This is a genomic window from Streptomyces cinereoruber (genome assembly GCF_009299385.1).
Classification (GTDB): Bacteria; Actinomycetota; Actinomycetes; order Streptomycetales; family Streptomycetaceae; genus Streptomyces; species Streptomyces bikiniensis.
In genome coordinates, this window is sequence record NZ_CP023693.1 from 6,986,551 (window position 1) to 7,002,759 (window position 16,209).

General features: G+C 74.8%; 16 protein-coding genes. 8 read left to right on the forward strand and 8 right to left on the reverse strand.

What is annotated here, in order from left to right:
* Positions 1-94 precede the first annotated feature (94 nt).
* The 5 genes from CP977_RS31365 to CP977_RS31385 form a co-directional block, all read right to left on the reverse strand.
* Entirely contained in the window at positions 95-1,072 is a 978-nt protein-coding gene (locus tag CP977_RS31365) for a hypothetical protein (protein ID WP_236072259.1), read from the reverse strand.
* Positions 1,073-1,200: 128 nt separating this feature from the next.
* Positions 1,201-2,490, reverse strand: a complete 1,290-nt coding sequence (locus tag CP977_RS31370; protein WP_152371279.1) for an MFS transporter — start codon at positions 2,488-2,490, stop codon at positions 1,201-1,203.
* Positions 2,487-4,214, reverse strand: a complete 1,728-nt coding sequence (locus CP977_RS31375) for a condensation domain-containing protein (RefSeq protein ID WP_244412639.1) — start codon at positions 4,212-4,214, stop codon at positions 2,487-2,489. The genes CP977_RS31370 and CP977_RS31375 overlap by 4 nt, the downstream gene beginning before the upstream one ends.
* A 46-nt stretch (positions 4,215-4,260) precedes the next feature.
* Complete coding sequence (locus tag CP977_RS31380; RefSeq protein WP_152371280.1) at positions 4,261-5,580, reverse strand: DUF6271 family protein; 1,320 nt, start codon at positions 5,578-5,580, stop codon at positions 4,261-4,263.
* Entirely contained in the window at positions 5,562-6,650 is a 1,089-nt protein-coding gene (locus tag CP977_RS31385) for a phytanoyl-CoA dioxygenase family protein (RefSeq protein ID WP_062759915.1), read from the reverse strand. The genes CP977_RS31380 and CP977_RS31385 overlap by 19 nt, the downstream gene beginning before the upstream one ends.
* Positions 6,651-7,117: 467 nt before the next feature.
* Between CP977_RS31385 and CP977_RS31390 the strand changes: the two genes are divergently transcribed.
* The 3 genes from CP977_RS31390 (at position 7,118) to CP977_RS31400 (ending at position 8,936) form a co-directional block, all read left to right on the forward strand.
* Positions 7,118-7,975: a class-II aminoacyl-tRNA synthetase family protein gene (locus CP977_RS31390; protein WP_152371281.1), complete on the forward strand. Its 858-nt coding sequence runs from the start codon at positions 7,118-7,120 to the stop codon at positions 7,973-7,975.
* Between the two features lie 72 nt (positions 7,976-8,047).
* Positions 8,048-8,278 (forward strand): acyl carrier protein, encoded by a 231-nt coding sequence (locus CP977_RS31395; RefSeq protein ID WP_053642658.1) that lies wholly within the window; start codon positions 8,048-8,050, stop codon positions 8,276-8,278.
* A 10-nt stretch (positions 8,279-8,288) separates the two neighbouring features.
* A complete protein-coding gene (locus CP977_RS31400; protein ID WP_062759917.1) occupies positions 8,289-8,936 on the forward strand; it encodes a 4'-phosphopantetheinyl transferase family protein in 648 nt (215 codons plus the stop codon).
* A gap of 311 nt (positions 8,937-9,247) precedes the next feature.
* Here the strand turns inward: CP977_RS31400 and CP977_RS31405 are convergent, their stop codons facing one another.
* Positions 9,248-10,945, reverse strand: a complete 1,698-nt coding sequence (locus CP977_RS31405) for an FAD-dependent monooxygenase (RefSeq protein ID WP_152371282.1) — start codon at positions 10,943-10,945, stop codon at positions 9,248-9,250.
* A gap of 189 nt (positions 10,946-11,134) precedes the next feature.
* Here CP977_RS31405 and CP977_RS31410 point away from each other — a divergent pair, with 189 nt between their 5' ends.
* The 4 genes from CP977_RS31410 to CP977_RS31425 all read left to right on the forward strand — a co-directional run bounded on the left by CP977_RS31410 (position 11,135) and on the right by CP977_RS31425 (position 14,542).
* Positions 11,135-13,147 carry a tetratricopeptide repeat protein gene (locus CP977_RS31410; protein ID WP_152371283.1) on the forward strand — a complete coding sequence of 671 codons (2,013 nt, stop codon included), beginning with the start codon at positions 11,135-11,137 and terminating at the stop codon, positions 13,145-13,147.
* A gap of 42 nt (positions 13,148-13,189) precedes the next feature.
* Positions 13,190-13,549 carry a hypothetical protein gene (locus CP977_RS31415; RefSeq protein ID WP_183953405.1) on the forward strand — a complete coding sequence of 120 codons (360 nt, stop codon included), beginning with the start codon at positions 13,190-13,192 and terminating at the stop codon, positions 13,547-13,549.
* Between the two features lie 110 nt (positions 13,550-13,659).
* Positions 13,660-14,073 (forward strand): STAS domain-containing protein, encoded by a 414-nt coding sequence (locus CP977_RS31420; RefSeq protein WP_062759922.1) that lies wholly within the window; start codon positions 13,660-13,662, stop codon positions 14,071-14,073.
* A complete protein-coding gene (locus CP977_RS31425; RefSeq protein WP_236072247.1) occupies positions 14,066-14,542 on the forward strand; it encodes an ATP-binding protein in 477 nt (158 codons plus the stop codon). Before CP977_RS31420 ends, CP977_RS31425 begins: the two co-directional genes overlap by 8 nt.
* Here CP977_RS31425 and CP977_RS31430 read toward each other — a convergent pair.
* On the reverse strand, positions 14,490-15,407 hold the full coding sequence (locus CP977_RS31430; RefSeq protein ID WP_167309012.1) for a SigB/SigF/SigG family RNA polymerase sigma factor: 918 nt from the start codon (positions 15,405-15,407) through the stop codon (positions 14,490-14,492). The genes CP977_RS31425 and CP977_RS31430 overlap by 53 nt on opposite strands.
* A gap of 194 nt (positions 15,408-15,601) precedes the next feature.
* On the opposite strand from CP977_RS31430, the gene CP977_RS31435 reads away from it, so the two are divergent.
* Positions 15,602-15,925 carry a hypothetical protein gene (locus CP977_RS31435; protein ID WP_062759925.1) on the forward strand — a complete coding sequence of 108 codons (324 nt, stop codon included), beginning with the start codon at positions 15,602-15,604 and terminating at the stop codon, positions 15,923-15,925.
* An 84-nt stretch (positions 15,926-16,009) separates the two neighbouring features.
* Here CP977_RS31435 and CP977_RS31440 read toward each other — a convergent pair whose 3' ends face one another.
* Positions 16,010-16,165 (reverse strand): hypothetical protein, encoded by a 156-nt coding sequence (locus tag CP977_RS31440; RefSeq protein ID WP_062760470.1) that lies wholly within the window; start codon positions 16,163-16,165, stop codon positions 16,010-16,012.
* Between the last annotated feature and the right edge of the window lie 44 nt (positions 16,166-16,209).

The window sequence follows — 16,209 nt, forward strand, 5'->3', positions numbered from 1 at the left end:
CGGTACCGCCGCCGGTCAGGTACGGACGCCGGTCGGGTACGGACGGAGGGCCGGTACGGACGGCTCCGGTACGGGACTCGGTCGCCCCGCCGGTTCAGCGGCCGGCCGCCGAGCGCCACTCGCGGTAGGCCGCGACGGGGTCGGAGTCGTTCAGGTAGGACCAAGGGAACTCGGTGACCCGCCCCTCACCGGCCCGGAAGCACTCCCGGGCGGCCTCGCGCTGCCCGGCCAGCGAGAAGGCCATGGCGAAGCTGTTGAGCACCTGGAGCCAGCCGTCCCGGCGGACGAAGTCCGGGTGCCGGTACGAGTGGTCCGCGGCCTCGTTCAGGGACGCGGCCACCTCGGGCCGCCCGATGTAGGTGGCGTCGGGCCCGGAGTCGAGCGAGAGCCACTCCTCCACGTGTGCGACCGCGACGAGCTGGCCGAGCTGCGTGCCGCCGGGGGCGCCGAGGGCGGACGTGCGGGCGAAGGCGTGCATCTCCTCGTGCGAACCGCCCCACTTCCGGCAGACCTGCTGCAACTGCTGCTGGTGCGCCCCCAGGTGGTGCGGCGCGCGCCGCACGGTCGCCTCGAACCGGCGCCGCGCGACCTCGGGCCCGACCTCCAGACCGCGCCCGCTGACCTGGAGGCAGTACCAGGGCGAGGCCCAGCCCGGTTCGAGCTCGGCCGCCTCGTACAGCCACCGCTCGGCCGTGCGCAGCCGCTCGTGGAAGACCTCGAACTGCTCCCGCGAGACGTCCTTGGCGCGGGCCGAGGTCCGGGCCTCCCAGCCCCAGCTGACGTGGCGGAGGCCCGCCAGGAGGCGGGGCAGCGCCGCCCCCGGCTCGGCCTCGGCCACATCCGTGATCCACGTCTCGACCCCGGCGGTGTCGCAGACGGTCCACAGCAGTTCCGTCCGGCCTTCGCCCTCGGAACGCGCTTCGAGCACCTCCCGCACGGTGGCCCAGTCCGCCGTGGCGGCGGCCTTCTTCAGACGGAGCACCTCGGGGTCGTCCGAGTCCTTCTCCAGCCGTGCGACGGGCCGGCCCGCCCGCTTCCCCAGCGTGAGCCCCCAGCCGCGGAGCAACGCCATGTCCCCACCCCTTGTTCCGAACGAACGGGGCGGTCAGTGATCATCCGCCCCGTGGAGGTAGTGACTATCACGCGGGTATGACAATCGCACATCTGTTTACCCGGGGTCCGGCGCCGGGACCCCGCCGCTCAGCCGTCCGCGACCGCCCGGTCCGCCCCGGAGGGCTTCTCCGGCGCCCGGCGCAGCGCCCGGACGGCGGGCACGGCCAGCATGACCGCGATGCACACCAGGCCCATGACGGACGAGAAGAGCAGCACCCGGTCGGCGCCCACGGACTCGGCCGCCGGACCGGCCAGGGCCCGGCCCACCGGGATGACCATGATGGACCCGGCGACGTCGTAGGCCGAGACGCGGCTCAGGACGGCCAGCGGGATGTGCGACTGCACGCTCGTCGCCCACATGACGCCCCAGAAGGCGAATCCGCAGCCCGCCAGGACGCCCGTGGCGGCCGTGAGCCCGAACGACCAGCCCAGGGCGGGGGCCAGGGGGTTGAGGGAGAAGAAGAACATGGCGCACGCGCCCGCGACGAGCGGCCTCCGGGGCCGCACCCGCATCCCGAGCAGCCCGCCGACGATCGTGCCCGCGCCGTCGGCGGAGGCGATCCAGCCGTACCCGTCGGCGCCGTGCTGCTCGGTCAGGAGCGCGGCACCCAGCGGCAGGGCCGGGCCGAAGACGAACAGGCCGTAGACGGCCCACACGGCGATGACGCCCCACAGCCAGGAACGGGACCGGAACTCGTGCCAGCCCGTGGCGAGCCGCTGCCAGATCGGCTCGTCGGTCCCGTCCGGGGCCGTGCCGAGCCTCCGCAGCGGCGCGAGGCCCAGGGCACTGCACGCGTAGAAGCCCGCGATCACCAGGAAGGAGCCGGCCACGTCCCAGTACGCCACGAGGAGACCGGCGAGGCCGGGCCCGAGCAGGGTGCAGATCGACTCCGAGATCCGCAACAGCGCGTTGGCCCGCTGGATGTCCTCGGCGACCCGCGGCACCAGGCTCGCCAGACCCGGCTGGAACATCGCGGTCGCCGCGCCGCTGACCGCGAGCAGCGCCATGACGTGCCACAGCCGTACGTCCCCGAGGGCCAGCAGCCCCGCGAGCGCGAGCATGGCCACCATGCGCACCACGTCCGCGCCGACCATCATCACCTGCGGGGTGAACCGGTCGGCGAGGACGCCGCCGAAGAGCACCAGGAGGACGATCGGCGCCATCCACGCGGCAAGGGCGTACCCCACGCCGGAGGCTCCGTACCCCGCGCCGAGCACGGCGGTGGTCAGCGAGACCATCAACATGCCGTCGGCGAGCAGCGAGGTGCTGCGGGCGGTGAAGAAGAGCCGGAAGCGGCTCGAACGCCACGGGCTGGGCGGGGGGCCGGGCTCCGGCTCCACGGGCGCGTCGTGCGTCGTCAGGTCGTTCGTCGTCATGTCGGATCCGCCGGAGTCCGGCCGTTCCCTTCGGTGAGGATGTGCCGCCGGAGCCACGCGTCCGTCCGGTCCGCCTCCTCCGGCGGGCCCTGGACGATCACGTACCGGCGGGGGGCGAGGACCCCGGGACGGCCCGGGAGGACGCGCATCAGCGCCGCGTGGGCCTCCGCCGGGGTCGGAGGGACGCCGTCGGAGGCGACGAACGCGGTGAGGCCTTCCCCGGACCCGTCCGCCGCGACGTGCACGGGTACGCCTCCGAGGGCGCCGCCCAGGGCGTCCGCCACGGCCGGCGGCGAGACCCAGGAGCCGTCCACCCGGATCCAGTCCGGGCCGCGCTCCACCGGACGGACCCCCGTCACCCCGGTCAGCGAGGCGAGCGGCACGTCCTCCTCGGCGGCCGCCTCCAGGAGCCGTACGAGACCGGTCAGGAAGCCCTCGGCCTCGTCCGGGGCGAACAGCGCGGGGTCGGCCCACAGACCGATCCGCAGCAGGGGCGCCGTCTCGTGCACGAAGGCGAGCAGCCGGGTCGGCAGGACCTGGGACGGGCCCCGGCCCAGTTCGAGCTCGGGGCCGTCCGGCTCCGTTCCCCCGGCCTCCGACAGCGCGCTCACGTCGTTGAGGACCACGTCCCGCGCGAACCGGCTGCCGCGCTCGAAGGTCGTCCGGTCGATCATCTCCCACAGGGCGACCGCGTCGAACCGGCTGTGCCGGTACGCGTCGAGCGCCGCGCCCCACGCCTTGGCGAGCAGCGCGTCGAAGGACGGCACCCGGACGTCGAGGGCGAGCAGCGCGTCCTGCGACACGGTGTTCACCGAGCGGGCGAGCCGGCCGTGGAACCGGTTGGAGGTCGGGACGGCGGCCACGCAGACGTCCTGGCCGGTCCGGTGGGCGACCAGCGCGCACCAGGCCGTGAGCAGCACCGTGGACGGCAGCCCGCCGGTGCGCTCCGCCACCCGGGCGAGCGCCCGCGCGCCCCGCAGGGACCGGAGCGTCACCTCCGGCGTGTCGGCCTCGGTGCCCTCGGCGCCCGGCCCGTCGCACATGGCCTGGGGGCCGGTCCGGATGATCCGCTCCCAGTACCGCAGCGACGCCGCCGACTTCCGGAGCCCCGCCGGGGTCGCCTCCTCGGCGGCGAGTTCCAGCGGGGTGAAGGCGCCCTGCGGCGGCAGGGGTCCGCCGGTCAGGAGGGCCAGCCAGTCCTCCTCCAGGACGGCGAGGGCGCTGACGTCCGTCACGGCGTGGCTCGCCGCGAGCGCGACGAAGACCGGCGCGCCGGCCGCGGTGACGAGGGAGATCCGCAGGCCGAAGTCCCGGTCGAGCCGGAAGCGTTCGACGCGGGCCCGGCGGGCCACGGCGTCGGCGTACCGTTCGGCGTCCGGGGGGAGCGCGTCGTGGTCGAGGACGGTGACCGTGAACTCCCCCTCGGCCGCCACCACCTGCTCGCGGGGCACGGTCCCCTCGGCGTGCGGGAACGTGGTGCGCAGCGCCTCGTGCCGCACGACCAGGGCGCGCAGCGCGTCGATCACCGCGTCCGTCCGGGTCCCGGCGGGCACCGGCCACACGGCATGGATGTTGATGTGCTCGGGCTCGTCCCGCACCATGCACCGGATCATGTTGGCCTGGCCCATCGTGACCAGGCCCCGGCGCTCCGTGCCGCCCGCGTGGGCGACGGTGACGGTACGGGTCTTCGCCGGGCGCGGCAGGTCCCGTTCGTACGCGGTCACGGGGCGGCCACCGCCCCGGGCCGGGGGAGGGACCGTGGACGGCGGCTCATGCGGTGCTGCCTTTCGTGGACGGGGAATCCTCCTCGCCCGCGCGGACCAGGGGAGCCCAGGCGTCGAGGAGCAGGGCGAAGTCCGCCATGTCCCGCCGCGCCTCGTCGAGGAGGCGCTTGCGGCGGGCGGCGAGGACGTCGGCGGCGGCCGCGTACCGGCCGCCGAGCTTGCGGTAGGAGCGCTCGACCACGTCGAACCGCTCGCCGTTCTCCACCGGATCGATCCCCGTGCCGCCCCTGACCAGCGCGGCGACGCCGGAGGTGCGGAGGAGCCCGTCGCCGTCCAGCAGCCCGTCGCCGGCCGCCGCCGCCCCGGCGTACACGGCCCGGAGGTACGGGACGGCGAGCAGGAACTTCGTCAGCCGCAGCTGGTACGCGAGGAAGCCCGCGTCCGAACGGCGCTCGGGAGTGTGGAAGTTGACGATGTGCCGGTTGTGCAGGACGCCGGGCAGCCGGGCGCCGTGCACCAGGTGGAGCAGGAAGTAGTCGCTGCCGATGGTGTCGGTGGCGGGCGGCAGCGGCACCCGACCGTACACCCCGCGCGCGAAGGCGACGTTGCACATGTCCACGCGCGTCGGGCTGACGGTGGTGAGCGTGCTGAGGTCTCCGGTGAAGGCGGCGGTCCCGGCACCCCGGAACGCCTCGTCGACGAGGTTGCGCCGCCAGACCTCCGGGTACCCGGCCGGGACCGTCAGGCCGACGAGGTCGTCGTACACGAGGGGGTCGAGGGCCCGGATCTCCGCCACGTCCACGGACATCTCGCCGACGAACGAGCCGCCGACCATCGCCACCTGCCGGTCCGCGAGCGCCGGGTCGAGCCTGCTCCGCGACACGGCCCCCGCCACGTCGGCGGCCCGCCGCCCCAGCGCCGTCAGCTCGTGGTGGATCGGGAAGACGGGCTTCCCGTCCAGGTACTGGTAGCGGCTGTCGGAGTCCCTGCGGTGCACCGAGGCGCAGCCCAGGGCCTCCGCGATCAGGAAGGCCCGGTTGGTGCAGGCCCCGTAGGAGACCCCGGACGGCAGCATCAGGTCGAGCACCCGGTCCGGCGTGGCGACCCCGGACCGGGCGACCGCCCGGCGCAGGAAGTCCCGCTGCTCGTCCTCGTCGAAGTGGTGGACGACCACGCCGGGTTCCGGCGGCAGCGCGGCCACCGCCTCCCGGTGGGCGGCGAGGGCGGCGGGCCCGGAGGAGTCCAGGACCAGCAGGTGCACCTCGACGCCGAAGTGCCGGGCGCCGTACGCGGCCTCCTCGGCGACCGCCCGCAGGGTCGCGGCGCAGGCCCGGTCGGTCGGCAGGGTCAGGCAGACGCGGCGCACGACGGCTCCCCGTCCTTGCTCCCGTGCCCGTCGCGGTCCTTCCACGAGGTGAGCCCGAGCAGCCGGCCGCCCAGCTCGTTCAGGACGGCCGTGGGGTAGCGCTCGGACTCGTGCCGGACGGGGTCGCCGACCAGGGTGCGGTTCCAGCGCGGGGTGCGCAGGTGCCGCCAGGAGTCGACCCGGGACCTCCGCAGCCGCTCGTGCTCCTCCAGAGCGGGCATCATCGACAGGTACTGGACGGCCCGCACCTGGTCCTCCGAGGTGTTGCGGGCCACCCCGTGGGCGAGGAGCCCGTTCCAGATGAGCAGGTCGCCGGGGCGCAGGTCGGGACGTACGACGGGGTACTCGGCCCGGTCCACGGCGGGGCGGAGCGGGTCCCGGTCGGCGGGCTGTCCCGGCTTCCACTCCTCGAACCGCCGGAACAGCTCCGGGCAGCACTGGAACCCGCCGGACTCGGGCCGGGTCTCGTTGAGCGCGATGATCCCCTGCACCCGCTGCGGCGGCACGCCGAGCGTGGTGTCGATGTCCCAGTGCAGCTCGATGTCGAAGCCCCGGTCGGTGGGCTCGATCAGGGCGCGGTCGCGGTTCTTGACGTTGGGCGGGTTGAGGTTGAGCCGGTCCTGGGTGACCCACAGCTCCTCGCAGTCCCACACGTCCACGAAGGCGTCGTACACCCGCTGCGACTGGCGGCTGTCCCACAGGAGCTGGTGGTGGTACGCCTCCACGAAGCCGTAGACGTGCAGCTGCCGGTCCAGCTCGGAGCGGAACGGCCGGTCCTCGTACCAGGTGTCCGGCCGCTCCGGGTCGAGCCCCTGGAAGTCCCAGGCGAAGTCCAGGAGCCGCCGGGCCGCCTCCGCCGGGACCGCCTCCCGGACGACGACGTAGCCGTACGTCTGCCAGTGGGCGAAGTCCTCCTCGGACAGCACCCGCAGCGGCCGCGACTTCCTCAGCTCCCGCAGGGTGGTCTGCGCGAGGTAGGACTCGCCGTCCGCGCTGAAGTACGGCAGGTCCGAGGCCGCCCGGTACAGATGGGGGCGGCGCGCGGGGCGGTGCGGGGCGGGGGTCGTCATGGGTCCCTCCAGGGGCGGGAGTCGGGGGAGGAGGTCCGGAGCGGGGAGCGCTCCTCCCCGGCCGGCGGGCAGCACGCGGCGACCCCCGGCGAAGGGGGCGGCGGCGGACGGCACGGACGGCCGGACGTGCCGTGGCGCTGGTCAGACGCCACACCGTGCGAAAGAATTGGTTTAGACCTTAGCGGGTGGCAAGTGCCATCTCAATAGGCGGAGTTGAGGTGCGGAGGGATCCGGGCGAACGTTGTCATGGGGCTTGCTTTGGTCTAGACAACAGATGGGGAACTGGCTTACTGTCCCCTCGTGCGGCCCGGTTCCTGACGGCTCGTCAGGCGAATTTCCGCCGTGCCGCGATCGGCGCCGTCCGCCCGCGAGGCCGCCCACGGCCGCAGACCGGGCCGCGGCGCGTCCGCCCGCCCGTCCCGCCGGCGCCCCCGACTCTTCGCCCACCCCAGAGGGAGCGGTTCCCCATGAGCACACCCGGCACCACGGTCCTGCCCGACGGCGGTCTGAGGAGCCCCGGCCTGGGTCTGATCACCCTGGACCCGGACCACACCGCGCTGCTGCGCGGCCTGGACGAGCTGCTCACCGGCCTGGCCGCCCGGCTCTCCGCCCCCGAGGTGGTGGGACCGCCGCTGCTCTCCGCGGAGGGCCTCGCCCGCCTCGACTTCTTCCGCAACTTCCCCCACCTCGGCGTCTCCGCCGGACGGTTCGCGCCCGACGCGCTCGACGGCCTGGCGGCCGGAGAGGCCCCGGCCGGACTCCCGCTCCGGCCGACCGGCTACCTCCTGCCGTCCGCCACCTGCTACGGACTGCTGCTCTCCCTGGAGGGCCGGGACGTCGGCGAGGAGGGCCTGCGGCTCTCCGCCGCGGGACGCTGCTTCCGCAACGAGACCCACTTCGACGGCCTGCGGCGCCTGTGGGGCTTCCACATGCGCGAGGTCCTCTACCTCGGCACCAAACAGGGCGCCCTCGCCCACCTGGAGCAGGGAGCCGCATTCGTCCAGGAGCTGGCCGGGCGCCTCGGCCTCGACCTCACCCGGGCCGTCGCCGACGACCCCTTCTACGACAAGGGCGGCTCCCGGGCCCGGCTGATGGCCCTCGACCCGGTCAAGCACGAGTTCAGCGCCCCCGACGGCACGGCGATCGCCTCCGTGAACCGGCACCGCAACTTCTTCGGCGAGCGCCTGGACATCCTCGCGGGCGCCGAAGGACCGGCGTACAGCGCCTGCGTTGCCTTCGGCGTCGAGCGCTGGGTCCACGCGATGGTCCTGGCCCACGGCACCCCCGGGCGGGCCCTCGGCCGCCTGCGCGAGGCCGCCGCCTGACCCTCCGGGCCCCCCGCCCGCACGTACACCCGTACGGCGCACAACCGGTTCAGTAAGGAGCGACCCCACCGCATGGAACGCATCGCCGAGTGGCTTCACGAGAAGAATCCCGGCCTCGACGGACCGATCGACCCCGACGAGGACCTCATCGAGGCCCGTCTCATCGACTCCATGGACTTCCTGGAGTTCGTCGACCTCCTGGAGGAGCTCTCCGGCCGCTCCATCGACCTCCAGGAGGTCACCATCGACGACTTCCGCACGCTCGGCCGCGTCCGGCAGCGCTTCCTGAGCGCCGCCGGGTGACCACCGGCCGATGAGCGGGGGCCGTGCGGTCCTCGCCGTGGTGGCGACCACCGCCGAGGTCCTGGCCCGTCCGGAGCTGCACGAGGGGCTCCTCGCGCCGTGGGAACGGCGGCGCCTCGACCGGACGCGGATCCCCGCCCGCCGCGACGACGTCCTCGCGGCGCGCCTCCTGGTCCGCCTGTGTGCCGCCCGGTTCACCGGACTGTCCCCCGAGGAGTCGGGCCCCGGACAGTACTGCGCCGCGTGCGGCCGGGACGGCCACGGGCGCCCCTACCTCGACGGCCGACCCGGCCTCGGCGTCAGCATGAGCCACGCCGACGGCCTGGTCGCGGCCGCCGTCGGCCCCGGTCCGGTCGGCGTCGACGTGGAGCCCGCGACGCGCCGGCCCGGCCCCCCGTCCGTCCTGCGGCGGCTCCTGCCCGAGGCCGGCCTGCGCGAGGCCGCCGCCCTGCCGGACCCCGGCCCGGCGCTGCTCCGGCTGTGGGTGCGGCGCGAGGCCCTGTTCAAGGCGGGCGGCGGACCCGGCCTCCGGCTCCTCGAATGGACCGACCACGGGCGCGGGGCCGTCGTGGCGGTCGCGGCCGAGGCCCCCGTGATTCGTGATGTCGGACGAACGGGTGCAGTGTGCAAGAGAGAGGCGTCTTACGGCGCGACATGAGGCCGAGGGCCGAAGCTGGTCAGGGAGATCAACGAAGCGCTGAACGGTGTGGACCTTCCCGTCCCGTTCGCCCTCGACGACGACCACGTCGGCACCCGGGAACTTCGGTACGAACCGCCTGGACCCCAGCGGGCCGCCGGAGACCTGGTGCCGAGGGTCCTCTCGTACAACGGCGACGGCGGACGCCACCGCGTGACGTTCGACGTGTCGCCCGGCGTCTTCGAGGCGCTTCACCTCCAGGGGAAGCCCGAGGCGTCGATCTTCCGGACCCCGCGGACCGGGCCCCGTAGGCGCGGTGGGACCAGGGCGGTTCACGCGTCCCGCGGCCGTACGGACAGAGCCCCGAGGTAGTCGTCCAGGGCGGCCGCGGCACCGCCTAGGGGGAACCGGGCGCCGAGCTGCCCGTCCGGGCGCACGACGAAGCCGGTGGCGCCGTCGGGGAGGTGGAGCCGCGCGAACTCCCCGGCGGCGTCGCGGTACACGGGCACGGGCAGGGACGCGAGGGCCGACCGGTCGGCCCCGTCCGGCAGGACCACCACGGTCGGCAGGCCGCCGGCCGCCCGCGCCGCCTCCGCCGCGCCGGACAGTTCGGCGACGTCGGAGCCGTACAGGAGCACCACGTGTCCCGCGCGGCCGCGCAGCACGTCGAGCAGCCGCAGCGGGAAGGCGGCGACCGGGGTGGTCAGACCGGCGCAGTCCGGGGCCCGGTCGCCGGGCTGCGGCGCGTCGGCCGGGCCGTAGGGCGCGCCGGCGAGCGGACCGCCCCGGTACCCGACGAGGAGCTGGGCCTCGCGGAGCAGCAGGGTACGCCGGTCGTCGGGGCCGGCCTCGATGCCGTGGGCGGCGTGCCGCACGGTCCGGCCCACGACCTCCTCGCCGACCGGACGCCGCTCGGCGTCGTACGTGGAGAGGAGTCCGGGACCCGCCTCGCCCCGGACCACGAGGGCGAGCTTCCAGGCCAGGTTGCAGGCGTCCTGCACACCGGTGTTCATGCCCTGGGCGCCGGTCGGCGGGTGGATGTGGGCCGCGTCGCCCGCGACGAAGACCCGGCCCTCTCCGTACCGGTCCACGATCCGGTGGCTGATCCGGAAGACCGAGGCCCAGCGCAGCCGGGAGAGCCGCGTGGGCCGGGGCGCGAGCCGGTCCACGACGGCCTGGAGATCGGAGAGCTCCGGCGCCCGCCCGGCCTGCACGCCGTGCGCGACGCCGTCCGGCGCGGTGCGGGGGCCGTGCGCGATGCCGCTCGGCACGCCCGCCCCGTCGTCCGGTGCCGCGTCCCGCCGGGCGGACAGCTCGGGCGGCACCCGCATCGACATCCGGTAGCGGCCGGGACCCGGCAGCGGGACGCAGACCAGCAGGTCGTCGGCGGAACCGTCGGCGGACCGGCGGCTCGACCGCACGGCGTAGCCGTGCGGCAGGTTCCAGTCGGCCTCCACGTCCCCGAGCATGTACTCCTCCGGGAACGCGCCGCCCTCGAACGACAGGCCCAGCCCCTTCCGCACGGCGCTGTGCGCACCGTCGCAGCCGATCAGATACGGCACCCGCAGCTCCTCGTCGGCGCCGGACGCGGTGCGCAGCCGCGCGGTGACCCCGTCCCGGTCCCGGTCGAACGACACCAGTCCGGTGCCGCGCTCCACGACCGTCCCCAGCCCGCCCAGGTACTCCTCCAGGAGGCGCTCCGTCTCGTACTGGGGGAGTGCGGCGAAGCCGTAGGGCACCTCGGGCGGCAGCTCCAGCGGGATCCGGGCCCGTTCCTCGCCGTCGGCGTAGACCAGCTGGCCCCGGATCGGGACGGCGGCCTCCAGGACGGCGCGGACCAGACCCATCCGGTCCCACAGCTCCAGGGTGCGCGGCTGGATCCCGACCGCCTTCGCGTACGGCAGCCGGGCCGGCAGCCGGTCCACGATCCGGCAGTGGACCCCGTGCCGGCGCAGCTCGGCGGCCGCGCTCAGACCGACCGGGCCCGCGCCGACGACCAGGACGTCGGTGGTGGTGCGGTGGTGCGCCACGAGTACCTCCAGCGCTGCCTCGCCCCCGCTGGTCCCCGTCCTCCATGGTCACCCGCCGGCCCCCGGACGGCGAGCGGTGGGGCACGCGCCCTCCGCGAGGGCCCCGTGCCGGTGGACGCCGGGTTCACGCGGATTTCACCGGGGCGGGCGATCCTGGTCCTCCGGCACGGGCGGACGAGGGGGAACGTCATGACGGAGTACGAGGTACCGGGACCGGGGGCGTCGCCCGACGAGATCGAACGGGTCGTCGTCTCCCTGCGCCGCGCCGCGGGCACCGATCCCGACCGGTACCTTCCGGAACTCGGTCACGGCCTGCTGCGGCTCGGCTCGCTGATCGCCACGGAGCCGGGTCGCCTGGACGAGGCGGTGGACGTCCTGGAGGAGGCGGCCGCGGTGTACCGGCGGCTTCCCGAGGAGCACCTGCACCTCGCGGGCCTGGGCATCGCGCTGCAGCGGAAGGCGCTCGCCCTCGGCTTCGGCTTCGCCGAGCGGTACGAGGAGGCGCGCGAGACGGCCCGGGAAGCGGTGGAGGTCTGGCGCCGGCTCGTGGCACGGGGCGTCGAGGGGAGCAGGGCCGAACTGGCCGGCGCGCTCCTCGTCCTCGGCGGCCGGCTCGCCGACACGGGCCACCACCACGAAGCCCTCGACCGGATCACCGAGGCCGTGGAGATACGGCGCCTCCTCGTCGACCGGACGGACGGCACGGGACGGACGGAACTCGCCTCCGCCCTCCAGGAACTCGGCGTCAAACTGGGGGAGATGGGTCGCCAGGACGAAGCAGTCGTCCACCTGCGCCTGGCGCTCGCCGTGTACCGCGAAACCGCCGGGGCGGCCGGCGGGCGCACGGTCGGCGACCTGGGCGAGCACGCGATGGCCGCGTTCGCGGTGGGCCGCACGCTCATCGGCCTCGGGCGCACCGACGAAGCACGCCCGTACTTCGCCGAGGCGGCCGCCCTCCACGCCGAGATCGGCGCCCGCGAACCGGCCGCCGTCGCCTTCTTCGACCACGTCTTCGCCCGCCACGGCTACCGCGTCACGTACAAGGGGGGAATCCTGGCCTGGGAGAAGATCCGGAGCGCCCCGGAAACCACTTCCAGCCCGGGAACCGCCACCGGCCCGGACACCACGGGCCACCCGGACACCTCTGCCCGTCCGGATCCCGCCGCCCGCCCGGGCGCCCCCGGCACCCCCGGCACCGTCGGCGGCGCTTCCGAAGGACCGGGCACTCCGGATCGCGACGACACCGCCGACCGCGCCGCCTCGGCGTCCGCCGCCCGCACAGGGCCCACCGCCCGTACCGCCCCGGCGGCTTCTGACGAGGACGGCCCGGCGCCCACGGGCCCGACCGGTCGGGCAGCCCCCGGCCCGGCCGGGCCCGCCGCGTTCGAGCGGATCGACCACCTCAACGCCCACGGTCTCGCCCTGGCGCACTCCGGGCGGCCCGGGCTCGCCGTCGAGCCCCTGACCGAAGCCCTCGCCCTCGCCCGGGCGGCGGCCGTCGGCAGCGGCCTCGCCGGTTCCCTCTCCCTCGCCCGTACGCTGCACAACCTCGGCCTCGTACAGGCCTGGTCCGGCCGCCGAGCCGAGGCGCTCGAAGCGGTCGACGAGGCCGTGCACCTCTACCGGCGCCGTCTGGGCACCGCGCCCGGGACCGTACGGCCCCTGCTCGCCGATTCCGCCGACAGCCTGGGCAGCCGGCTGGCCGGGCTCGGCCGCCACCGCGACGCCCTCGCCCCCGCCACCGAGGCCGTGGCGCTCTTCCGGCAGCTCGCCCACGCCGACCCGGACGCGTACCGGGGCGAACTGGCCAGGGTCCTCAACAACCTGAGCATCCGGCTCTGCGACGCCGACCGGCACATCGAGGCGCTCGCCGCCACTGAGGAGTCGCTGGAGCTCCACCGCCTCCTCCACCGCGACGACCCCGAGGCGCACCTGCCCGGGCTCGCCCACGCCCTGACCAACCTCGCCCTCCGCCGCGCCCGCCTGGGCCGGCACGAGGCGGTGGCGGCCCCCACGGCGGAGGCCGTCCACCTCCTGCGGCAGCCGACCCGGCCCCGCCCGGGCAACGACGTCACCGGGCTCGCCGAGTCCCTGGCCTGGCTCGGCTGGTACCTGCGGAGGAACGGCCACCCCGACGCGGCCCGCGACGCCGAGCGGACGGCGAGGAGACTGCGCCGCCGCGCCCCGAAGCCGGGACGGTAGGGCGCCGGAACCGGACGGCGGCGCCCCGCGTCCCTCACGGACATGAGCGAGAAGCCCGTGCGGGAATCCCACGACCGGGTGGAGAGCGCCGTCGGCTGTCTGCTCGCCGTCCTCGGCGTCGCCGTCACGGGCGCCTTCGCGCTGCCCCGGGCCGCGTACAGCATCGAGGGCGGCTTCGAGTCGCACGCCCGGGACTGGGGAGTGATCCTCGTCGAGCTGCCGCTCGTCCTCTTCGCCGGGCTCACCCTCCCGCCCCTGGTCTGGGCGGCGGCCACGCGGTGGCTGCGCCCGTGGGCGGCGACCCTCGTCTGCGCGGCCTTCGTGGCCCTGGGCCTGTGGGGCCTCTCGGCCGTATGGCATCCGACGCAGGCCCCCGACCCGGACCACGGCCCCGGCATCTGACACCCGCCCGCCCGGCCGCCCGTGCGCTCCAGGGGGTCATCCGGCGCCACCTGCCCGAAACTGGGGGGAGGGGAAGAGCCACCGAGAGGTACGAGGAGAGGGGCGATTCCATGGACGTGGACGGCGGCGCAGGGGCGTGGCGGAAGCCCGGCCGTGCCCGGTTCGACGTACGGGTCCGGCCCGGGACGGCCGACGGGGTGGTGGTCCTCGAACTGGGCGGGGAACTCGACCACGACACGGTCGCCCCCCTGCGCGAGGCGGTGGAGGAGCACGCCCGTGCCCGGCGGATCGTCGTCGACTGCTCGGACCTCGGCTTCTGCGACTCGACCGGGCTCAACGCGCTGCTGAAGGCGCGCCTGCGGATGCGGGAGACGGGCGGCCGGCTGGACCTTGCCGGACTGCGCCCCCCGGTGGACCGGATGTTCGACATCACCGGTGCCAGGGCCGTCTTCCGGGTGTACGAGGACACCGCCCGCGCCCTGGCGGACCCGGCGCCGCACGCCGGCGGAGCCGGCCATGACTGACGGCGACGCCGACGCGAACGGCGCCCAGGTGCGGAGGCTGATGGTGCGCGGGGTGCGGCGGGTGGTGTCGCGGTGCCGGGACTTCACGGCGGAGGCGTTGGCGGACTGGGGGTGGATTCCGGCGGGGAGCGAGGCGGGGGAGGAGCGGGTGGAGGACGTCCTGCTGCTGGTGTCCGAGGTGGTGACCAACGCCTGTCTGCATGCCGGGGGACCGGAGGAGTTCGTCCTGCGGCACGAACGGGGACACCTGCGGGTCGAGGTCTCCGACCTCAGTCCCGAGCCGCCCCGGCCGCGCGCGCCCCGCTCGCCCGCGCTGCCCGGCGGGCACGGGCTGATGGTCCTGGACAGGCTGGCGGGGGCCTGGGGGTACGAGGTCAGGGGGCCCGGAGCGGCGGGGAAGGTGGTCTGGCTGGAGATCAGCCTGCCGCCGGGCCGGGCGCCGGACCGTCCTCCAGCAGAGCGGCTCTGAGCTCACCGAGGATGCGGGTGAGCAGCCGCGAGACCTGCATCTGCGAAAGGCCGATCCGCCGGCCGATCTCGGCCTGGGTCAGCTCCTCCCCGAACCGCAGCGACAGGATGAGCCGGTCGCGCTCGTCGAGCCGGTCGAGCAGCGGCCGGAGCGCGGCGAGGGACTCGATCAGCTCGTAGGCAGGCTCGGCGGTCGCCAGATGCCGGGGAGCGGCACCCGAGGTCTCCTCGTCGTCTCCCGTGGGGGTGTCGAGGGAGCGGGTGGCGTAGCCGTGGGCGGCGAGTTGTCCTTCGGCGACTTCTTCTTCGGTGAGGTGGAGGTGGTGGGCGAGTTCGGTGCGGGTGGGGCGGCGGCCGAGGTGTTGTTCGAGGTGGTCGGCGGTTTTGGCGAGGTCGATGCGGAGTTCTTGGAGGCGTCGGGGGACGCGGACGGCCCAGCTGGTGTCGCGGAAGAAGCGTTTCATTTCGCCGACGATGGTGGGCAGGGCGAAGGCGGAGAAGTCGACGGCGCGGTGGGGGTCGAAGCGGTTGATGGCTTTGATGAGGCCGATGGTGCCGACCTGGATGATGTCTTCGGTGGGTTCGGCGCGGTTGCGGAAGCGGCGGGCGGCGAATTTGACGAGGCTGAGGTTGAGTTCGACCAGGGTGTTGCGGACGTAGGCGTGTTCGGGGGTGCCTTCGTCGAGTTCGGCCAGGCGGGTGAGCAGGGCGGCGGAGAGCTGCTGCGCGTCGTCGGTGGAGACGGTGGTGGGCCGGGTCAGCTCGGGCAGTCCGTCCAGTGCGGCCCGGCGCATCGAAGCCCCCGGATTCCCGGCGACCTCGGGACCACGACCGAGGGTGACGGATCGAGTGCGGGGGGTGGGCATGGGACTCCTTCGACGGTGCTCGGGACCTGCCCCGACCCCGTGCAGAGGGCGACGGCGCGGATCCGCCGGTCAAGCGTCTTGAACCAGGATGCCCCGTATCCAGGGGTTTGGCACGATTTCCTGGTTCGGTGCGATTTCCCGGGGAAACCGTCCCGTGGGAGACGGAGGACGTCTCCGGCCGGGAGGAGCAGGCGATGCCGCGCGGATCCAGCCCCAAGCGGGAGCGACAGTACGAGCACATCAAGGACAGCGCCCTGGACCGGGGCGAGAGCGAGAAGCGCGCCGAGGAGATCGCCGCGCGCACGGTCAACAAGGAACGGGCCCGGAGCGGCGAGGCCAGGACGGCGAGCAAGAGCTCGACCCAGGACATGTCCTCGTCCCGCCGGGGCGGCAAGCGCTCGCACAGCGGCGCGCAGGGGCCGACGTACGACCAGCTCTACGCCGAGGCCAAGCGCCGCAACGTGCACGGCCGCTCCTCGATGGACAAGGCGGAGCTCAAGAAGGCCCTGGGCGAGTGACGGACCCGGCGGGCCGAAGAGACCCGTGCCGTGCCCCGGACGCTCACCGTCCGGGGCACGGCACGGGACCGTCGGGACTCCCGTTCACCAGCGGTACCAGCGGCCGCTGCCGCTGCGCATGAAGAAGCCGAGCACCCACAGCACCAGCAGGGCGATGGCGATGTACCAGAGCACGTCGACCGCGAAACCCGCGCCGAACAGGACCAGGATCACCAGGAGGACGAGAAGCAGGGGAACCATGACGTCACCTCCGTCGTACACGGTGTCGTCCGGCGCGGCCCGCA